The following is a 17106-nucleotide window of genomic DNA, read 5'->3' on the forward strand; positions in this document are numbered from 1 at the left end:
AAGAAGTTTGGTTGATGGGGCGGAGTGGCTGACGCTGGCACATGGGCCAGGTTTCCAGTGGGACTTCCCGCTCGGTCCGCTGCCTCTGGGTAGGCGAACACTCCGTCGATCCGCAACAGCTGTATCACCGTCTGCACGGAATCGAGCCAGCCACATGCGGGCCTTGCAATCACTGACCCGTGCTCAATGGCCAGTTGAGGAAGGCTTCTGCCCTCGTCGAGAGGCTGCAGGATCAGGTGCTCCCGATCAACGGAAGTCCGGCACACATGGGGGTATGTAGGCATGGGTGGGGGCCTGGGGCTGTTGGGTCGCACAACAACCCTGTTGGCCAATACCCCGCTGCCAGCCAGAACAACCTGATCGAACGAAACCCATAGGCATCAGGTCGGTAGGGGCGGCACCGTGCTTTTGTTGCCGTTGCGAATGGCCTGATAGCCGGGCGAGAGGATTTCCACACCTGCGGCAGCGAACTGGTCCTGCAGTGCAGCCAGGAGGTCAGAGAGCGCCGCGCGGTAATCGGACACATTCTTCAAAAAGGCTGTGATCTCGTAGCTGATGTGGAAATCGTTCAGTGAGGTCTGCAGCACGAAGGGGTCTCGCTCGCCCGTGATCGTGGGAACACTGCGGGCAGCTGCGAGCATGAGTTCGTGCACCTGGCGCCAGGGCACGTCGTACCCGATCGTGATGGTGCTGGAGAGGGCTACCGGTTCGCGAATCTCCCTCCGGGCGAAGCTGTAGTTGGTCACCGAGGCGGAGATCACGGTGGCGTTGGGGATGCTGACGAGTTCATTGCGCGGAGTGCGCACGCGCGTCACCAGCAGGGCTCGCTCCTGCACCAGTCCCACCACGCCGTTGATTGTCACCCGATCCCCCTCTTTGAAGGCACGGGTGTAGATCAGCATCAGGCCGCTGATCACGTTGGTGGTCACCGAACTTGAACCCAGTGCGGCCAGTACCCCGAGGAAGATGCCTGCTCCCTGGAAAGCCTTGCTGTCGGAGCCAGGAATGTAGGGGAAGCTGATCGCCAGACCCGCGATCAGGATCAGCACAGAGGCGATCCGGGAAGTGGGCTCAGCCCACTCTGGGTAGAACCAGGCGAAGCGGATCCTGCCTCGGGCCAGGGCCACGAAGCACCTCCGACTGAACCGCATCACCAACCCCGTGATCACGAGGATCACCAGGATTGTGAACAGATTGGGGATGGCGTTCACCACGCTGGCGAACAGCCCGCCCACCATGCTGAGGATGTGGGATCTCAGACCTGCAGCGAGCATGGTGGTGGGTGGGAAGAAGCTCAGCAGCAGGGGGACCAGCAAGTAGCTGATCACCACCAACACACTCCAGTGGATGACATCCAGGGTGGTCTGCTGAATTCGGGTGATCTGGGCTGCGTTGAGCAGGGTGTTCCCTCCCAGCCGCACGCCGCTCAGCTGGTTGGGGTCACGCTCCTGGATGTACGCCAGCAGTTTCCGCTCAAGGTGTGTCTGTCCCCTCAGCCAGAGCACGTAGATGCCGAGCACCAGAAGGGCCTGGGCTGTGCCCCTAAGCCAGCTGGTGACGCTGTGTCTGTTGCGGTAGTCCACGACAGCACTGCGTAGCTTGTCGCGGTAGAGGTCGGCCAGCTGAGGGCGGGTCTTGCCGAAGCACGCGGCCATGCGGTCATCCACCGCCAAAAGGCTTTCCATCCCTGCCCCATGAGCGCTCTCCAGACCCACGAGCGAGTAGGGGGGATCCTCCACCACCACGAACTGCTGTGGCTGGATGGTCGAATCCTCCGCCACCAGGCGGAGCACGGAGCTGCTTTTTCGTGCCAGCACCCGCGCATCCTGGGATCTGATGGCCCGCCGCAACTCCAGCACCTTTCGCCCCTCGAGCGTTACCCAGCTGGGGTTGGTGGCGCAGCCCTCCGGGAGCTTGTCCTGGGCCGAAACGGCTGCGGCAGGAGCCGCCGCTGGGGATGGGGCGGCAAGGAGAAGACCCAACCCGCCCCATGCAATGAGCCCCATCAGCAGGCAGCCGATCAAGGCGAAACGTGCTGGCCAAGGAGCACGTCGCCGACTTCGGTTCGAGAGGAGAAGCCTTCTGCTGGTTGTGAAAGCAGGTTGGGTTGTCATGAAATGTTGGCAAACCGATGGGAAGGTTCGCTCTCGTACATCGAGGAACGGAGCGGTGATTCGGGATACGCATTCGCTCGCCCGACATGTCATGTAAGGACACGGCGGCCGCCCCCACCAGCAGCGAGCGATGCCTGCAAATCAATACCCCCTCCTTTAGTGGGGGTTCAAGTAAAGCAATCACTGACCTTGATTGCGTTCGGGAGAAGATCTTGAATCAGCGGATTGCGGGAGTAACCAATGCCATTGGGTGGCGGTGAAGCACGATCGAGCCTGCACAAGATCGGGGCTGCTGATGGCCACTCACCTCTGCTCCTGCAGCCGCACGAAGGGATCGAACGCAGGCTGGGCGGTATCCAGGTAGGACAAGAGCGCCCGCACCGGACCGATAATGATGCCTTGTCCTGGATATGGATCAACGCCACCGTGGCCTCCAGGGTCCAGCTGGGCTGGGCCAGGTGCTTGTCGGCTGCGATCTGCAAGGCCTATCGGTAGTCCTCGGCAAGGGCCTGGTGCCTGCGGGCAAGGTCCACACGATCTAGCCAAAGGAACCCATGAAGAAGCCCGGCGACGAGGGCACCGGGCTCTACAAGCAACTGGATTGCGGGGGCGGAGTGGCTGACGCTGGCACCTGGGGCCAGGGTTCCAGTGGGACTTCCCGTTGGGTCCGGGGCACCTGAGGCGAGGCCGTTAACGGTGCAGTGGACGGCGGGCGGAGCACACACACAGCGGTGTCACACGCCAGGGAAGCCAGAGATCCGATGAGAGTGTTGGAGCAGGGGCCGGATCGTCAGCGCGCTCCTGATGCCTGACCCGGGGGAGTGTCATCCATGGCTGGGCCTCCGAATCCGATGCGAGAACGATCGGACGGCCAGCGGGCAGGGGCAATAGGGGTTTATGCCTGAGGGGGCGGATGGAGTGGGAGATCTGCAGACTTCAGCCACCCCAGGGCGTTCACCAGCCTGGCCGCTTCCTGGAAGGAACTTGGTTGCGAGAATGTCCACGCGATGGGGTCGGTGTGGATGCCCTGCCAGGAGCATCCACAGCCGTAACCCAGCGCCTTCAGCGCGCCAGCAGCCCGATCGGTCCGAGCACCAGGAAGCCGCCGAACAGAGCCAGCACCAGGGCCAGCTTGGCGGTCCAGTGGGCCGGCAGGCGCCTGAGACCGTCAGCAAGGCGGAAGGGGGTGATCGCCGCGATCACGCTCGCTTCGATCTGGAAATCCACCACCGGCCGCGGCTGGACCTGGCGGGGACGCTCGCTGGCCTGAGGGAACCCTCAGGCCTTTTCGAGCCGGCGGATGATCATCGACATCAGCGCCAGCGAACCGACGAGAGCGACGAGCAGTGCGATGGTCATGACGAATGGGGTGCCGAAGGTGAGTGCAGGTTACGGAGCCGCTGGGGGTCAGCCCTGCTCAGACACCGGCGGGACCGGGGCGAGACAACGATCACGCAGCAGGCGGGCCACCGTGAGGTTGCTCACCGTCATGCTGCTGTCGCGCTCAAGCAGCCATTCGGCCATCTCCATGCGCAGGGCATAGGCCTCTTCGAAGAACTCCAGCCGCTCCAGATCGCGCAGACGACCTTCGATCCACTGGAGGGTTTCTCCAGGGAGCTGGCGCTGGGAACGACGTTGGCTCACGGGGAGTGCCGCCTAGTGAGGGAATCTTGATGGATGGCGAGGGAAACTGGGTATCGGATGGAACACATCTGCAGCACAGCTGCGCACAAATACCTTTGACGGAACACCTTCCCTTCCTCTGGCGCGGTCACAGGCTCAAGCTGCTGGGGGCGCGGGCGGTGTGGGATCCGACGCAACGTCTGCTGTTGGTGGCGGATCTGCACTTGGGCAAGGCCGAGTCGTTTCAGGCCCATGGCGTGCCGCTGCCCAGCGATGGCGATGCCTCCACCCTCAACGCCCTGATCGCGCTGGCGCACCGCTGGCAGCCGGCTGAGGTGGTGGTGCTGGGTGATCTGATCCACGGCCGGCTCGGCCTCACCGGCGAACTGCGTCAGAAGATCCAGGCCTTGCCGGAGCTGCTCGGTTGCCCGCTCACGCTGATCGCTGGCAACCACGAGCGGGGCAGCTGGCTGGAAGGGCTGGTGCAGCAGCCCAGCAGCCGTCGCGGCCCCCTCTGGCTGAGCCACGGACCGGAACCGCTGCCAGTGGGCGGGGGTGAACTGCTGCAGCTCTGCGGCCACCTGCATCCGGTGGCCACAGTCGGTGACCGCAGCGATCGGCTGCGCCTGCCCTGCTTCGTTCACGACGCGGAGGCTCAGCGCCTGGTGCTGCCCGCCTTCGGCAAGCTCACCGGCGGCCACCCCTGCGAAGACCACCATCAGCGCTGGCTGGTGGCCGACGGCGCGATCGTGGCCTGGCTCAGGCCGCTGCCGCCAGAGCGCGCACCACATCGCCGCGGGTGAGCACACCCACCAGCTTGTCGCCCTCAAGCACGAACAGCCGCTGGGTGCTGCGGTCCTGCAGCAGCCGGGCCGCGTCCGGCAAGGACAGATCGGCACTGCAGGTGTGGGGGTGCGCACCCATCAGTTCACCCACCGTGCTGCCCAGCACCTGGTGCACCTGCCGATCCCAGTCGAGCGGATTGCGCAGGTAGATCACCGCGTCCAGCAGCATCACGTAGGGGCCGGCGTCAAAGCCGCTCTCCTTCACCATCAGGTTCTGTTCGGTGAGCTCCCCCACCAGCGCTCCCGCCGCATCCAGCACCGGCAGTCCGCTGATGTGGTGGTCGCTCAGCAGTTGCACCGCCTGCTGCAGAGGGGTTTCGGGCGTCACGCTCAACACCGGGGTGGTCATGGCCGCCGCCACCCGCAGGGCCGGCTGGGAGTCGAGGGTCATCGGAGCGTTGCGATTGCAATGGTTCTAGGCCAGCGAGGGGTCGGGATCCGCGGCAGCAGACTGGCCCTTCCGGCCTGCCCAGCTTGACGCCGACACCCCAGCACCGCCCCACAGGCCGACCTGCCGCTTCTGCAGCCCGGCGCCTCGCCGATGGGCTCACGCTGGCGCGGGCCGTGGTCGGCTTGCCGCTGCTGCTGCTGCTGGCCGCCGATCAGCAGGGGGCGGCCTGGTTCCTGCTGCTGCTGGGCGGCTTCAGCGACTGGGCCGACGGCGTCCTAGCCCGCCGTGCCGGCGGCGGTTCCGCCTGGGGTGCTCGCCTCGATCCCCTCACCGACAAGATCCTGATCAGTGCACCGCTGCTGTGGCTGGGCGCCGCCGGACGGCTGCCGCTCTGGGCGGTGTGGCTGCTGCTGGCGCGCGAGCTGCTGATCTCCGGCTGGCGTGCCGGCCAGGGGGATGGCGGACCCGCCTCCCGCGCCGGCAAGGCCAAGACGGTGCTGCAGTTCAGCGCGCTGCTGCTGCTGCTCTGGCCCGAAAGCTGGGGGCTGGGCCTGGGCCAGGCCGGGTTTGTTGCCGGGCTGCGCAGCGCTGGTTGGTGGCTGTTCTGGCCCTCGCTGGCGCTGGCCCTGAGCTCGGCGCTGGGGTATCTCAGCCCAGCAGCGCCGCGTCGCCACTGAAATCAGGCCGGGCGGCGGGGCGCAGGGCGTAATCGTTGGAGTAGCTGTCCGCCAGGCCGGCATCGAGATCGAAGGCCGGCGTCCAGGCCAGCTCCCGCTCCAACCGGTGCACATCGGTGAGGAAATGGGCCAGGCGCAGGGGAAAGGCCTTGCGGGCCTTGGGGTCGAGGCCCGAGGGATCGAAACTGCGGATCGTCACCGCTGCCGGATCCTTGCCGCAGGCCCGTGCCGCCGCCGCCACCAGTCCGCGGAAGGTCACGCCCTTGCGGCCCGAGCAGTTGTAGATCCGGTTGGTGGCGGCCTCCACCTCCAGGCAGCGGGCCATGGCCGTGGCCAGGTCACTCACGTGGCCCAGCTGGGTGATGGTGTTGCCGTCGCCGGGCAGGGGCACCGGCTGGTCGTGCATGAGGCGGTCGAAGAACCAGCTCTCCACCGGGTTGTAGTTCCCGGGCCCGTAGATGTAGGTGGGCCGGAAGCTGGTGAAGGGGATGCGCTCGGCCCGCAGCCAGTCTTCGGTGTGGAGCTTGCCGGCATGGCGGCAGGCGGGGTCGGTGGGGGCGGTTTCATCCAGCGGCCACAGCTCACTGTCGGCATAGACGCCGGCCGAGCTCACGTATACGAAGCGATGGGCGGGGGGGCCGGTGCGCTCCACCACCGCCCGGCTGTCGTCGAGGTTGCGGCCGCTGCTGTCGATGATCACGTCGAAGGCACGGCCCCGCAGCGGTTCGAGCGCGGCGGCATCGCTGCGGTCGCCCACCAGATGCTCCACCCCGGCCGGCACCGGATTGCGGCCGCGGGTGAACAGGGTGAGCGCATGGCCATAGCCCTGCAGCTGGGCCACCAGGGGCTTACCGATGAAGCGGGTGCCACCCATCACCAGGATCTTCACGGAAGCAGCGGCAACGGCGCCGCCATTCAAGCGCTGAGCGGGGCGGGAGCCGCCACCGCATGCACCCCCAGTGGGCAGGTGCTGCCCCACCCCTGCCGGCGAGGATGGGCCACGACCACGGCTCACCCGCTCCGCCATGCAGATCATTCCCGCCATCGACCTGCTCGACGGCCACTGCGTGCGGCTGCACCAGGGTGATTACGACCAGGTCACCCGCTTCAACGACGATCCGGTGGCGCAGGCCCTCGACTGGCAGAGCCAGGGGGCCGAGCGGCTGCATCTGGTGGATCTCGATGGCGCCCGCAGCGGTGAACCGGTCAACGATGCGGTGGTGCGCGCGATCACGGCGGCGCTCCGTATTCCGGTGCAGCTTGGCGGCGGTGTACGCACGGCAGAGCGGGCAGAGGCGCTGCTTGCCGCCGGCCTTGAGCGGGTGATCCTCGGCACGGTGGCGATCGAACAGCCGGAGCTGGTGCAGGCGCTGGCGGCCCGCTTCCCCGGCCGGATCGTGGTGGGCATCGATGCCCGAGGCGGCAAGGTGGCCACCCGGGGCTGGCTGGAGGACAGCGCCGTGGAGGCCACGGCGCTCGCGGCCAGCTTCAAAGGCAGCGGTGTGGCGGCGATCGTGAGCACCGACATCGCCACCGATGGCACCCTGGCCGGCCCGAACCTGGAGGCGCTCCGCGCGATGGCCGCCGCCAGCCCGGTGCCGGTGATCGCCTCCGGCGGCGTGGGTTCCGTCACCGATCTGCTGGCCTTGCTGGCCCTGGAGCCGCTGGGCGTGGAGGCGGTGATCGTGGGCCGGGCGCTCTACGACGGAGCGATCGACTTTCGTGAAGCCCTGCAGGCCGTGGGACCGGAGCGGTTACAGGATCCGATTCCGCCGAGCGTCTGCTAGGGGCCGATCCCTTACCCCAGGGGCAAACCGATTAAGGTTGAGGTAAAGCATTCGTATCCACGTGTGAAGGCTGCGACTGCCCCACCGCTGACCAACGGGCAGAGCACAGGCCCCACCGCCCTCGCGGGGGTGATCGAGGTGTTCGGACGCTGCCGCGACCTGGGCATGCGCCTCAGCCGCCAACGCAAGCTTGTGCTGGAACTGCTCTGGCGAGAGCGGCGCCACCTGAGTGCCCGCGACATCTTCGAGCGCCTCAATCAGCAAGGCCGCCGCATCGGCCATACCTCCGTCTATCAGAACCTTGAAGCCCTGCAGAGCGCTGGAGTGATCGAGTGCCTCGACCGCGCCAATGGCCGCCTCTACGGCTACCGCAGCGACCCCCACAGCCATCTCACCTGCCTGGTGAGCGGTGAAATCCAGGACCTTGACGTGGTGCTCCCCGACGACCTGGTCCGCCGCATCGAAGAGCTCACTGGCTACACGATCGAGTCGTACACCCTGCAGCTGGCCGGCCGGCCCCGCCAGTGAGCGCGGTGGAGGGGCGCAGGGGAAAACAGTTGGCGAGAATCAGTGGCATCCAATGCTTTCAAGTGACGTGAAATCAATCCAAGTGACATCCAATGTCAGCTTGTGACATCACGAGAATGTTCCTCTTTGCTGCAACCTGCGGGGACGACATTAGCCAAAGGGGGCCAGAACAACGGAGACAGCTCGACGAATCTGAACGTGCATCCAGACGTTTCGACTCGACGCAGGTGGAATCCATAGCTGTGCGATTCTTCACCGCTGGTGGGAGCCTCTGGAACCATCGCTTTCTCGCCATCTCGTTTTGTCGCTCATGATGGAGAAGGCGTGTGGATCCTTCAGGGGAAATAGTTGCTCCTACGCGGAAGGTTGAATCGCGAGAGAGCGAATGCGTCAAACGACTTAAGCCAGGGCGGACACACTTCAGGACGAACCAACTCCAGAAACAACGGATTCCGCAGGCAAACAGAAACGCGAGATATTGGAGTCGCAGCTCACAGGATTCGTAAGCTGGCGGATCCGGATGTCATCCCCATCGAGGAAAGAGAAAAGACCCCTCAGGTTTCTCTGCGAGACACAACCCATCCTCCAGCTCTGCAACCAAATCCTGATTCAGGGCGCTGATGGTCTGGTAGATGAAGACATGAATTTCAGGCCAGCCGGCTGTCTTTGGATGGCGCGTGGATGGCGCGTTGGAAGGGGTGTTGGATGGCGCCGATCCAGCGGGACAGAACCGCTACGGATTGCGGCAAGACAATACCAATGGAGCGCATTCCTGACGGCATGCCTGAACTCCCAGCCCCCTGCCAGGACCCGTCGCCACCGTTGACCTGGGGATCAGGGAAAAAGCAAGACCTGCACAACGTGATCGGCACAGCCCCCAGCCCGCATCTGTTCACTTCACTGGCCTCCAATCAAGCTGGAGAATTCGCCGTCAAGTCGTTACCTTGGCTCCAATGAGCGCACGCCCCCAGTGACACCAGCCCCTGAGGACTCTCCAGCCAAGGCAACTAACCGTCCCAGGATCCTGCTGTTCGCCGACCCCTTGCTGCGCGATGGCCTCAGCCGCCTGCTGAGTGCCGCGCCTTGTGCCGCCGAGGTGTTCACCGATCCGGCCGCCTGCAGCCGTGCGCCCCAGCTGCTGATCTGGAGCGTGAGCGCGCCGGTGCAGCCCGCCAACATGCTGCGAGAGCTGCAGCGATTGGAGGAGCGCTGGCAGCCTGCCCCGCTGCTGTTGCTGCTGCCCGCGCAGCCGGGTTGCTCCAGCGATTGGTTGCTGCAACTGCCCGTGGCCGGCCTTCTGCAGGACCCCGATCCGGACACCTTGCTGGCGGCCGTGAGCACCCTGCTGGCCGGTGGGCGAGTGGTGGAGCTTCAGGGCGACGGGGCTCCTGCCCCAGAGGCCACGCCGCTGATGGGGCCGATCGGGCTGGGGCAATGGCTGCTGCAGAGCGGCCTGCAGCAGATCGATGCGGAGCTGCGCCTCTGCCGTCGCCTGCTCACCCCGCCGCCGGACGCCTTCCTGCTGCAGTTGATCCTGGAGGGCCGGTTGCGCGAGCTGGGCGCCGCCCGCTCCTTGCTGCTCTGGCTGTGGGGGCCGCTGGTGCTGGCCTGGGGCGATGCCCAGATCAGCGACGACGGTGGACTGCCCAGCCAGGCTGTCATTGGCGACCTGCCGCAACCTCCGGCCAGCGGCAGCACGGCGATCACCCTGCGGCAACGCACCGCCGAAGGGGTGTGGAGCGCCATCCGCCAGCGGCTCCAGGAGTCCAGCCTGTCGGGGCCGCTCGATCCGCATGCCGGCACCCTGTTCGCGCTGCAGGGGCTCAGCGTGGAGCGGCGCCGCGACCTGCTGCTCGCCCTGCTGGGCCAGCTCGATCAGCTGCTGCTGCGGCTACGGCAGGAACGGCCGGCCACCGACACGCTTGAGGCCCGCTGGCAGGCGCTGCAGCCGGAACTGCGCCGCCTTGCCCTGCGGCAGGTGGCCGGGGCCTACGTGCGGCTTCCTCTCGATGGTGTGCTGCTGCCGGTGGCCGACCACCTCAGCAGCACCACCGTGCTCACCAACGACGACCCGGAACTGCCCGCCTCCCTGCCGATGCTGAATGCGCTGATGGGGGGTCAACCGCTGCTGGTGGACGGCCGCCTGCTGTCTCCCGATGAACCCACTGCCCTGCTGCACCTGGAAGCCCTGGTGAGCAACTGGCTGATCCGCACCGCCGAGCTGATCAGCGCCGAGCTGCTGGCCTGCTGCGGCGACTGGCCGGAACTGAGGCGCTACCTGTTAGTCAATGAGCTGCTGGCCACCCGCAGCCTCGAACGTCTGCGCAACCAGCTCAATGCCCAGCAGCGCTGGAGCAGCTGGTTCGAGCGCCCGATCCAGCTCTATGAGAGCCGGAGGCTGCTGTATCGGTTGGAGGCGGGCAGGATCACGCCGTTGCTGCTCACCGAACCCCGCGACCGGGAGCTACGGCAGCTGGGCTGGCTGCAACAGACGGTCACGCTGGCTCTTGAAGCCCGCGATGCCCTGGCACCACAGCTGCAGGCCTTCCTGCGCCAGCTGGGCGATCTGCTGGTGGTGGTGCTCACCCAGGTGATCGGCCGGGCCATCGGCCTGATCGGCCGGGGCATCCTGCAGGGAATGGGCAAAGGCATCAACCGTCCCTGAGCAGTGGCTGGGCCCTGGTCTTTCGGCTGGGCGTCACAATGACCCCAACCCGCCTCCCGCTTCGGTTGCTGCGCTCTAACGCCTTTCCCTTCCTGATCCGCCGCAGCCTGGCGCTGCTGGTGGCGCTGTTCCTGCTGCTGGCTCCAAGACCGGCTCTGGCCTCGCTCACCACCAACAGCTACGACGGCAACATCTTTGCTCTCTACGCGGGCAATGGCTCGCTGGTGCCACCCCGCAGCACGCTGGCCCAGGCCCGCGCCGACCATCGGCCTGTCGTGCTGGTGTTTTATCTCGATGACAGCGCCGACAGCAAACAGTTCGCGCCGGTGCTCTCGGAGCTGCAGCGCCTGTGGGGCCGCACGGTGGAGCTGATCCCCCTCACCACCGATCCGCTGCAGGGCCTGGCCGATCAGGGTGCTGACGATCCGGTGCACTACTGGAACGGCACCATTCCCCAGGTGGTTGTCTTTGATGGCGATGGCAAGGTGCTGCTTGACGCCAACGGACAGGTGAACACCACCACGATCAGTGCCGTGCTCAGCAAGGCCACCGGTCTGGAACCTGCCGGCGGCGAGCGGGCCACCAGCACCCGCAGCTTCAACGAGCTCAACAGCGAAGTGGTGTCCGGCAGCTGATGGCCACCCGCACCGAAACCGACAGCCTGGGCCCGGTGGAGGTGCCGGCCCAGCACTACTGGGGCGCCCAGACCCAGCGCTCCCTGCATTTCTTCCCCTTCGGGGAGGCGATGCCGCTGCAGCTGGTGCACGCGTTCGGCCAGCTCAAAGCGGCCTGCGCCGAGGTGAACCGCGACATGGGCCGGCTGCCGGCCGAGCTCGCGGAGTTGATCGTGGCAGCGGCCGAAGAGGTGGCCTCAGGAGCGCTCGATCCGGAATTCCCGCTCAAGGTCTGGCAGACCGGCTCCGGCACCCAGACGAACATGAACGTCAATGAGGTGATCGCCAACCGGGCGATCGACGCTGCCGGTGGCACGCTCGGCAGCAAGCGGCCTGTCCATCCGAACGACCACGTCAATCTGAGCCAGTCGAGCAACGACACCTTTCCCGCCGCGATGCACATCGCCGTGGCGATCGAGCTCGAACGCACCCTGCTGCCGGCGGTGGAAGCCCTCGCCGCCACCCTGGCTGCCAAGGCCGAGGCTTACAGCAGCATCATCAAGATCGGCCGCACCCACCTCCAGGATGCGGTGCCGCTCAGCCTGGGTCAGGAATTCAGCGGCTACGTGGCCCAGCTGCAGCTGGCCGCCGCTGGCTTGCGTCTGCTGCTGCCCCAGGTGCTGCAACTGGCAATCGGCGGCACGGCGGTGGGCACCGGCCTCAATGCCCCCAGGGGCTACGGCGAGGCGGTGGCTGCACGGCTGGCGGAACGGATCGGCTTGCCCTTCACCAGCGCCGCCAACAAATTTCAGGCCCTGGCGGGCCATGAACCGCTGGCCGGTGCCCATGGCGCGCTCACGGTGCTGGCGGGCAGCCTGATGAAGATCGCCAACGACATCCGCTGGCTGGCCAGCGGTCCACGCTGCGGGCTGGGGGAACTGGTGCTGCCGGAGAACGAACCGGGTTCGAGCATCATGCCCGGCAAGGTGAATCCCACCCAGTGCGAGAGCCTCACGATGGTGGCCGTGCAGGTGATGGGCAACAACACGGCCGTGCAGATGGCCGCCAGCCAGGGCAACTTCGAGCTCAACGTGTTCAAGCCGTTGATTGCGCTCAACCTGCTCCAGAGCATCGAATTGCTGGCCGGCGGCTGCCACGCGTTCCGTGAACACTGCATCGAAGGGCTCGAACCCGACCGCGCCCGCATCGAAACCCTGCTGGATCAGAGCCTGATGCTGGTCACCGCGCTGGCTCCGGCGATCGGTTACGACGGTGCCTGCCGCATCGCCCGCCACGCTCATGTGCACCGGCTCAGCCTGCGCGAAGCGGCGCTGGTGCTTGGAGAGATCAGCCCGGAAGCCTTCGACCGCTGCATTGACCCCGCCCAGATGATCTGAGCGGCTCAGAGCAGATTCGCCGCCAGCTCCGCCAGAGCAGAGCGTTCTCCTTTCTGCAGGGTCACGTGGCCGGCCAGCTGCTGTCCCTTGAACTTCTCCACCAGCCAGGTGAGCCCGTTGCTGTCAGCATCCACGTAGGGATTATCGATCTGGTAGGGATCACCGGTGAACACGATCTTGGTGCCTTCGCCCACCCGGGTCACGATCGTTTTCACCTCATGGGGGGTGAGGTTCTGGGCTTCATCCACCACCATGAACTGGTTGGGAATCGAGCGGCCGCGGATGTAGCTGATCGCCTCCACTTCCAGCAGGCCCATGCTCTTGAGATCCAGCCAGTTGTTGCGCGGGCCCCGGGCGCCACGGGCCGGTGCCTGGCCGGGGTCGTCGCTGCCGAGCAGATAGTCGAGGTTGTCCACGATCGGTTGCATCCACGGGCCCATCTTTTCCTGCAGGTCTCCGGGCAGAAAGCCGATGTCCTTGCCGAGGGGGATCACGGGCCTGGTCACCAGCAGGCGCTGGTAGGTGTGGTCATCGGCCACCTGATGCAGACCGGCCGCCAGGGCCAGCAGGGTCTTGCCGGTGCCGGCCTTGCCCACCAGCGTCACCAGCTGGATCGAGGCATCGAGCAACAGATCGAGCGCGAAGGTCTGCTCCCGGTTGCGCGCCGACACCCGGCCCAGCTTGGCGCGGGACACCTTGGGCAGAGGCCGCAGCTGGGCGGCAGCGGAGCAGTAGCGCGCCAGCAGGGTGTGGCCGGGCTGGGCCGCATCCACCAGGGTCACGCCCTCGTTGGCCTGCAGCGGGGGAGCCTCGGGCGGCGGCGGAGGCAGTTCGGCAACGGCCAGGCTGCCCTCGCGCTGCAACTGCTCCATCTGGGCGGCATTCACCCACCACTCGGCGGTGCCGGGGTAGAGATCGGCGATCGCCACCTTGTCACTGGTGTAGTCCTGAGCGATCAGGCCCACCGCATCGGCCTTGATGCGCAGGTTGGTGTCCTTGGTCACCAGGATCACGGGCGGCTGGCTGCCCATCACGCCCTGCAGGCGCTGCTCCAGCGCCACCGCCAGGATGTTGTTGTCTCCGTTGCCCGATTTGAGTTCCGGCGGCAACTGGCTGAGTGTTTCGCTACGGCAGAACACCACCTTCAGCTGGCCGTGGGCGATCGGGTCGATCTCCACGCCCTCCGCCAGGTTGCCCTTTTCACGCAGCCCGTCGAGCAGGCGCGACACCTGACGGGCATTGCGGCCCTTCTCGCTGCTGTCGCGTTTGAAGCGATCGATCTCCTCGACCACCTCAATCGGAATCACGACGTTGTTGTCCTCGAAGCGCACCAGCGCCCGCGGGTCGTGCAGCAGAACGTTCGTATCGAGAACGAAGGTCTTCTTCATGGCGTGCCGGCGTGCTGCCGCCCAGAAAGCTAGGGCGGTGCTGAGGCCACCATCTACGCTCCCGCTGTTTCGCCGCCCGCAGCACTCCGTGGCCCCATTGCCCGCTCCTCTGTGCCTGGCCCTGATCGCCGCTCTTGGCTTCGGCGCCCTGCTGCTGTGGCTGGAGCTGCGCCACCGGCTGCGGCCCGCTTCACCGCTGCGGCTGGATTCCCATGACTGGACGGTGCAGGAGCACCCAGCCGCCACCACCGGAGCGGCCCCTGCGGCGGTCGCGGGGGCCATCACCGTGGAAGGCGTGCTGCGCCTCAGCAACCCCCATGCCCGCATGGAGGTGATGGTGCCGGAAGTGGAGCTGCGGCCCACCCTGCTGGGCAAGGGCGACCTGAGCGGGGTCACCGTCACGGCCCGCCTCACCGCGGCCCATCCCGATGAGGACACCCGTGCCGATGGCTACTGGGCGGCCTACATCGTCAAAGGGAACAAGCAGACGGAGGCCCGCGTCTCGCTCACGATCGCTGCGCCGGCCGGCCGCCCGTCTGATGGCGACGCCGGGCAGCAGCCGATCAATCCCCTTGCCCTGATCGACACCCTCTGGCTCGAGGTGTTGTGGGTCAACTACGGCCCCTTTGGACGGCTGCAACGCCGTGACGGTCTGCTGATACCCCTGCGCAAGCCCGAGCCCCTGCAACCCGCCACCGCCCGCTGGCGAGCAGGGGAAGCCTGTCAGGTGCTGCCGCTGCCCACCCATCTGCTCGGCGTGCTGGATGATCCCGCCGACGTTCTGCGCCGCTACGCCGCTGCCGTGCTGCAACCCGGCGACATCCTCACGATCGGCGAAACACCGCTGGCGGTGATGCAGGGCCGCTACCAGCACCCGGCCATGGTGGAGCCATCGGCCCTGGCCCGCCTGCTCTGCCGGGTGTTCCATCCCACCAGCAGCCTGGCCACCGCCTGCGGCCTGCAGACCCTGATCAACGACGTGGGCCCGGCGCGGGTGCTGTGCGCCTGGCTGGCGGGCACCCTGATGAAACTGGTGGGCAGCCGCGGCGGCTTCTACCGCCTGGCGGGAGAGCAGGCACGCCTGATCGATGACATCACCGGCACCACCCCCCCCTACGACCAGACGATCGTGTTGGGCCCGGCCCACCCCGAGCGCAGCTGCCGTGAACTGGCCAGGCAACTGGGCGTGCCGGTGGCGGTGGTGGATGTGAATGATCTGGGCCGGGTGAAGGTGCTGGCCGCCAGCGAGGGCTGCGATGAGGGCCTACTGCAGCGGGCATTGCGGCCCAATCCGGCCGGCAATGCCAACGAGCGCACGCCTCTGGTGGTGGTCCGCCCCGCCTGACCCTCACGCGCTGGCACCCCTCCGGCCAGCCGGTCCAGAACCGATACAGTCGGGTCACGACTGAAGTCACGTGCGGCACCCCATCCCCCTACGCCCCTCGGGAGGTGACCCGCTCGCCGCGCCGGGGGAGCTGCGGATCGAGCCGTTGCAGGGCTGGTCGTTGCCGCTGCTGAACGATGCCGCCTTCGCTGATCTGCAGCCGCTCTTGCAGCGCTCCCTTCTGCTGCGTCAGCCGGAGCGCCTGCTGAGTGCCCTGGTGCAGCGCCCGCCCCTGGTTCCTGAGGTTCTGGTGGCCTACGAGACAGCCGATTGCATGCTGGGGGTGAGCGTGGTGCGCCGCCTCAACCGGAGTGGCAGCTGCTGGGGTGTGGAGGCGTTGCGGGTGGCACGCACCGCCCTGCAGCGGCCAGGCAGCCTCAGCGGCCAGGAGATCCAGGCGGGCCTGCTGCGCGAGGCGCTGCACCGCTGCAGCGGTGCCGCCAGCTGGATCGCCCGCTGTGACAGCACCGACACCGACCGGCTGGCACTGCTGCGGGAGCAGGGCTTTCAGCCCCTGCGGCACGAGGTCTCCTGGCTGTGGAACGCCCCGGCAGAGCCGGGCCCGGCTCTGCCGCCCCCTGGCGACCTGCAACTGCGGCCCCTGAATCGGCGCACCGCCGGCCTGATGCTGCACCTGGAGCAGGCGGCCTGCCCGGCGCTGCTGCGTCAGCTGCTTGACCGCCGGGTGGAGGATCTGCTCGACCAGAGCAGCGGCCCCAGTGCGCTCTGGCTCGACCCCAGCCGCCAGCAGGCAGTGGCGGGCGTGCGCCGGCTGCATCACCAGGGCCATGGCCCGGTGGATGTGCAGCTCACGGTGCATCCCGGTTGGTCGCGGCTGCACGGCCCGGCGCTGGAGCACCTGCTGATCCAGGCGGTGGCCAGCGATCCGGTGGTGCGCCTCTGCAGTGATGCCGGCGATGCGGAGCGCTGCGCCTGGTTGCGCAGCATCGGCGCCAGCCTGGAAGGCGAGCGGCTGCTGATGGCGCGCAGCGTCTGGCGCCGCCACGAGCAGGCCAGCAGCCGCGCCGCCAACTGGCGCCTCGACACCGTGCTCGAGCCGTTCAAACCGCGCCGTCGCACGGTGCCCACCCCTGCAGGACCGTCGGCGCTCACGCCCGCCGCACGCCCAACGCGGGCACTGGTGAGTGCCTCCTCCAGTGCGCTGTCCAGCGTCCGGTGAGCGCCACCCCCGGCACGCGGCAACAACGCCAACCCCCACAGCCCCGCTCCGTGCTGGCGCTGGATGTGGGGCGGCGCCGCATCGGCCTGGCCGGTTGCGATCCGCTCGGGCTCACGGTCACCCCACTGCCGGCACTGGCGCGCGGGGCCTACGCCCACGACCTGGAAACCCTGCGCGCCCTCGGCGCCAGCCGGCGGGTGCAGGCGCTGGTGGTGGGGCTGCCGCTCGACAGCCACCAGCAGCCCACGCCCCAGGCGGCCCACTGCCGCCGCTACGGCGAACGGCTGGCCCGCCACCTGAGCCTGCCGCTGGCCTGGGTGGATGAGCACGCGAGCAGCTGGGAAGCGGGCGAGCGCCACCGCCTGCACGGTGACCGCAGCGGCGCCCTCGACAGTGCCGCAGCGGCACTGCTGCTGGAGCAATGGTTGCGGGAAGGTGACGAGCCGGTGACCTTGGCGACCCCCCTGCGGACAGCAGGCCGGCGCTGAGACATTCTGAGAGGGTCTGACTCCC

The 17106-nt window shown here is 67.3% G+C and carries 17 protein-coding genes; 11 read left to right on the forward strand and 6 right to left on the reverse strand.

What is annotated here, in order from left to right:
- Positions 1-380: 380 nt before the first annotated feature.
- Positions 381-1982 (reverse strand): mechanosensitive ion channel family protein, encoded by a 1602-nt coding sequence (locus CJZ80_RS03395; RefSeq protein WP_233132766.1) that lies wholly within the window; start codon positions 1980-1982, stop codon positions 381-383.
- Between the two features lie 1094 nt (positions 1983-3076).
- Here CJZ80_RS03395 and CJZ80_RS15775 point away from each other — a divergent pair.
- The gene (locus tag CJZ80_RS15775) at positions 3077-3166 is read left to right on the forward strand and encodes a hypothetical protein (RefSeq protein ID WP_094510780.1); all 90 of its coding nucleotides are present in this window, start codon (positions 3077-3079) and stop codon (positions 3164-3166) included.
- Positions 3167-3176: 10 nt separating this feature from the next.
- Here the strand turns inward: CJZ80_RS15775 and CJZ80_RS15275 are convergent, their stop codons facing one another.
- Both CJZ80_RS15275 and CJZ80_RS03405 read right to left on the reverse strand, forming a co-directional pair.
- The gene (locus CJZ80_RS15275; RefSeq protein WP_158217414.1) at positions 3177-3341 is read right to left on the reverse strand and encodes a hypothetical protein; all 165 of its coding nucleotides are present in this window, start codon (positions 3339-3341) and stop codon (positions 3177-3179) included.
- Positions 3342-3521: 180 nt separating this feature from the next.
- Entirely contained in the window at positions 3522-3758 is a 237-nt protein-coding gene (locus CJZ80_RS03405; RefSeq protein WP_094510663.1) for a hypothetical protein, read from the reverse strand.
- A gap of 95 nt (positions 3759-3853) precedes the next feature.
- On the opposite strand from CJZ80_RS03405, the gene pdeM reads away from it, so the two are divergent.
- Positions 3854-4540, forward strand: a complete 687-nt coding sequence (gene pdeM / locus CJZ80_RS03410) for a ligase-associated DNA damage response endonuclease PdeM (RefSeq protein WP_233132767.1) — start codon at positions 3854-3856, stop codon at positions 4538-4540.
- Here pdeM and CJZ80_RS03415 read toward each other — a convergent pair.
- Positions 4497-4931: a CBS domain-containing protein gene (locus tag CJZ80_RS03415; protein WP_094510782.1), complete on the reverse strand. Its 435-nt coding sequence runs from the start codon at positions 4929-4931 to the stop codon at positions 4497-4499. The genes pdeM and CJZ80_RS03415 overlap by 44 nt on opposite strands.
- A 125-nt stretch (positions 4932-5056) precedes the next feature.
- On the opposite strand from CJZ80_RS03415, the gene CJZ80_RS03420 reads away from it, so the two are divergent.
- The gene (locus CJZ80_RS03420) at positions 5057-5650 is read left to right on the forward strand and encodes a CDP-alcohol phosphatidyltransferase family protein (protein WP_094510664.1); all 594 of its coding nucleotides are present in this window, start codon (positions 5057-5059) and stop codon (positions 5648-5650) included.
- Here CJZ80_RS03420 and CJZ80_RS03425 read toward each other — a convergent pair.
- Complete coding sequence (locus CJZ80_RS03425) at positions 5622-6539, reverse strand: NAD-dependent epimerase/dehydratase family protein (RefSeq protein ID WP_094510783.1); 918 nt, start codon at positions 6537-6539, stop codon at positions 5622-5624. The genes CJZ80_RS03420 and CJZ80_RS03425 overlap by 29 nt on opposite strands.
- Before the next feature lie 136 nt (positions 6540-6675).
- On the opposite strand from CJZ80_RS03425, the gene hisA reads away from it, so the two are divergent.
- The 5 genes from hisA to fumC all read left to right on the forward strand — a co-directional run bounded on the left by hisA (position 6676) and on the right by fumC (position 12641).
- A complete protein-coding gene (gene hisA, locus CJZ80_RS03430; RefSeq protein ID WP_094510665.1) occupies positions 6676-7437 on the forward strand; it encodes a 1-(5-phosphoribosyl)-5-[(5-phosphoribosylamino)methylideneamino]imidazole-4-carboxamide isomerase in 762 nt (253 codons plus the stop codon).
- Between the two features lie 165 nt (positions 7438-7602).
- Positions 7603-7965, forward strand: a complete 363-nt coding sequence (locus CJZ80_RS03435; protein ID WP_094510784.1) for a Fur family transcriptional regulator — start codon at positions 7603-7605, stop codon at positions 7963-7965.
- Positions 7966-8935: 970 nt separating this feature from the next.
- Positions 8936-10630, forward strand: coding sequence for a DUF3685 domain-containing protein (locus CJZ80_RS03440; protein WP_094510666.1), 1695 nt, complete (start codon positions 8936-8938; stop codon positions 10628-10630).
- 38 nt (positions 10631-10668) lie between these two features.
- A complete protein-coding gene (locus CJZ80_RS03445) occupies positions 10669-11265 on the forward strand; it encodes a thylakoid membrane photosystem I accumulation factor (RefSeq protein WP_094510667.1) in 597 nt (198 codons plus the stop codon).
- Positions 11265-12641, forward strand: a complete 1377-nt coding sequence (fumC, locus tag CJZ80_RS03450; RefSeq protein WP_094510668.1) for a class II fumarate hydratase — start codon at positions 11265-11267, stop codon at positions 12639-12641. Before CJZ80_RS03445 ends, fumC begins: the two co-directional genes overlap by 1 nt.
- 5 nt (positions 12642-12646) lie before the next feature.
- Here the strand turns inward: fumC and CJZ80_RS03455 are convergent, their stop codons facing one another.
- Complete coding sequence (locus CJZ80_RS03455) at positions 12647-14029, reverse strand: PhoH family protein (protein WP_094510669.1); 1383 nt, start codon at positions 14027-14029, stop codon at positions 12647-12649.
- 88 nt (positions 14030-14117) lie between these two features.
- Here CJZ80_RS03455 and CJZ80_RS03460 point away from each other — a divergent pair, with 88 nt between their 5' ends.
- The 3 genes from CJZ80_RS03460 (at position 14118) to ruvX (ending at position 17081) form a co-directional block, all read left to right on the forward strand.
- Positions 14118-15374 carry a F420-0:Gamma-glutamyl ligase gene (locus tag CJZ80_RS03460; RefSeq protein ID WP_233132769.1) on the forward strand — a complete coding sequence of 419 codons (1257 nt, stop codon included), beginning with the start codon at positions 14118-14120 and terminating at the stop codon, positions 15372-15374.
- Between the two features lie 70 nt (positions 15375-15444).
- Positions 15445-16593 carry a hypothetical protein gene (locus tag CJZ80_RS03465; protein WP_198948221.1) on the forward strand — a complete coding sequence of 383 codons (1149 nt, stop codon included), beginning with the start codon at positions 15445-15447 and terminating at the stop codon, positions 16591-16593.
- On the forward strand, positions 16590-17081 hold the full coding sequence (gene ruvX / locus CJZ80_RS03470) for a Holliday junction resolvase RuvX (protein WP_233132770.1): 492 nt from the start codon (positions 16590-16592) through the stop codon (positions 17079-17081). Before CJZ80_RS03465 ends, ruvX begins: the two co-directional genes overlap by 4 nt.
- Positions 17082-17106: the final 25 nt, after the last annotated feature.

The organism is Synechococcus sp. MW101C3 (assembly GCF_002252635.1).
Classification (GTDB): Bacteria; Cyanobacteriota; Cyanobacteriia; order PCC-6307; family Cyanobiaceae; genus MW101C3.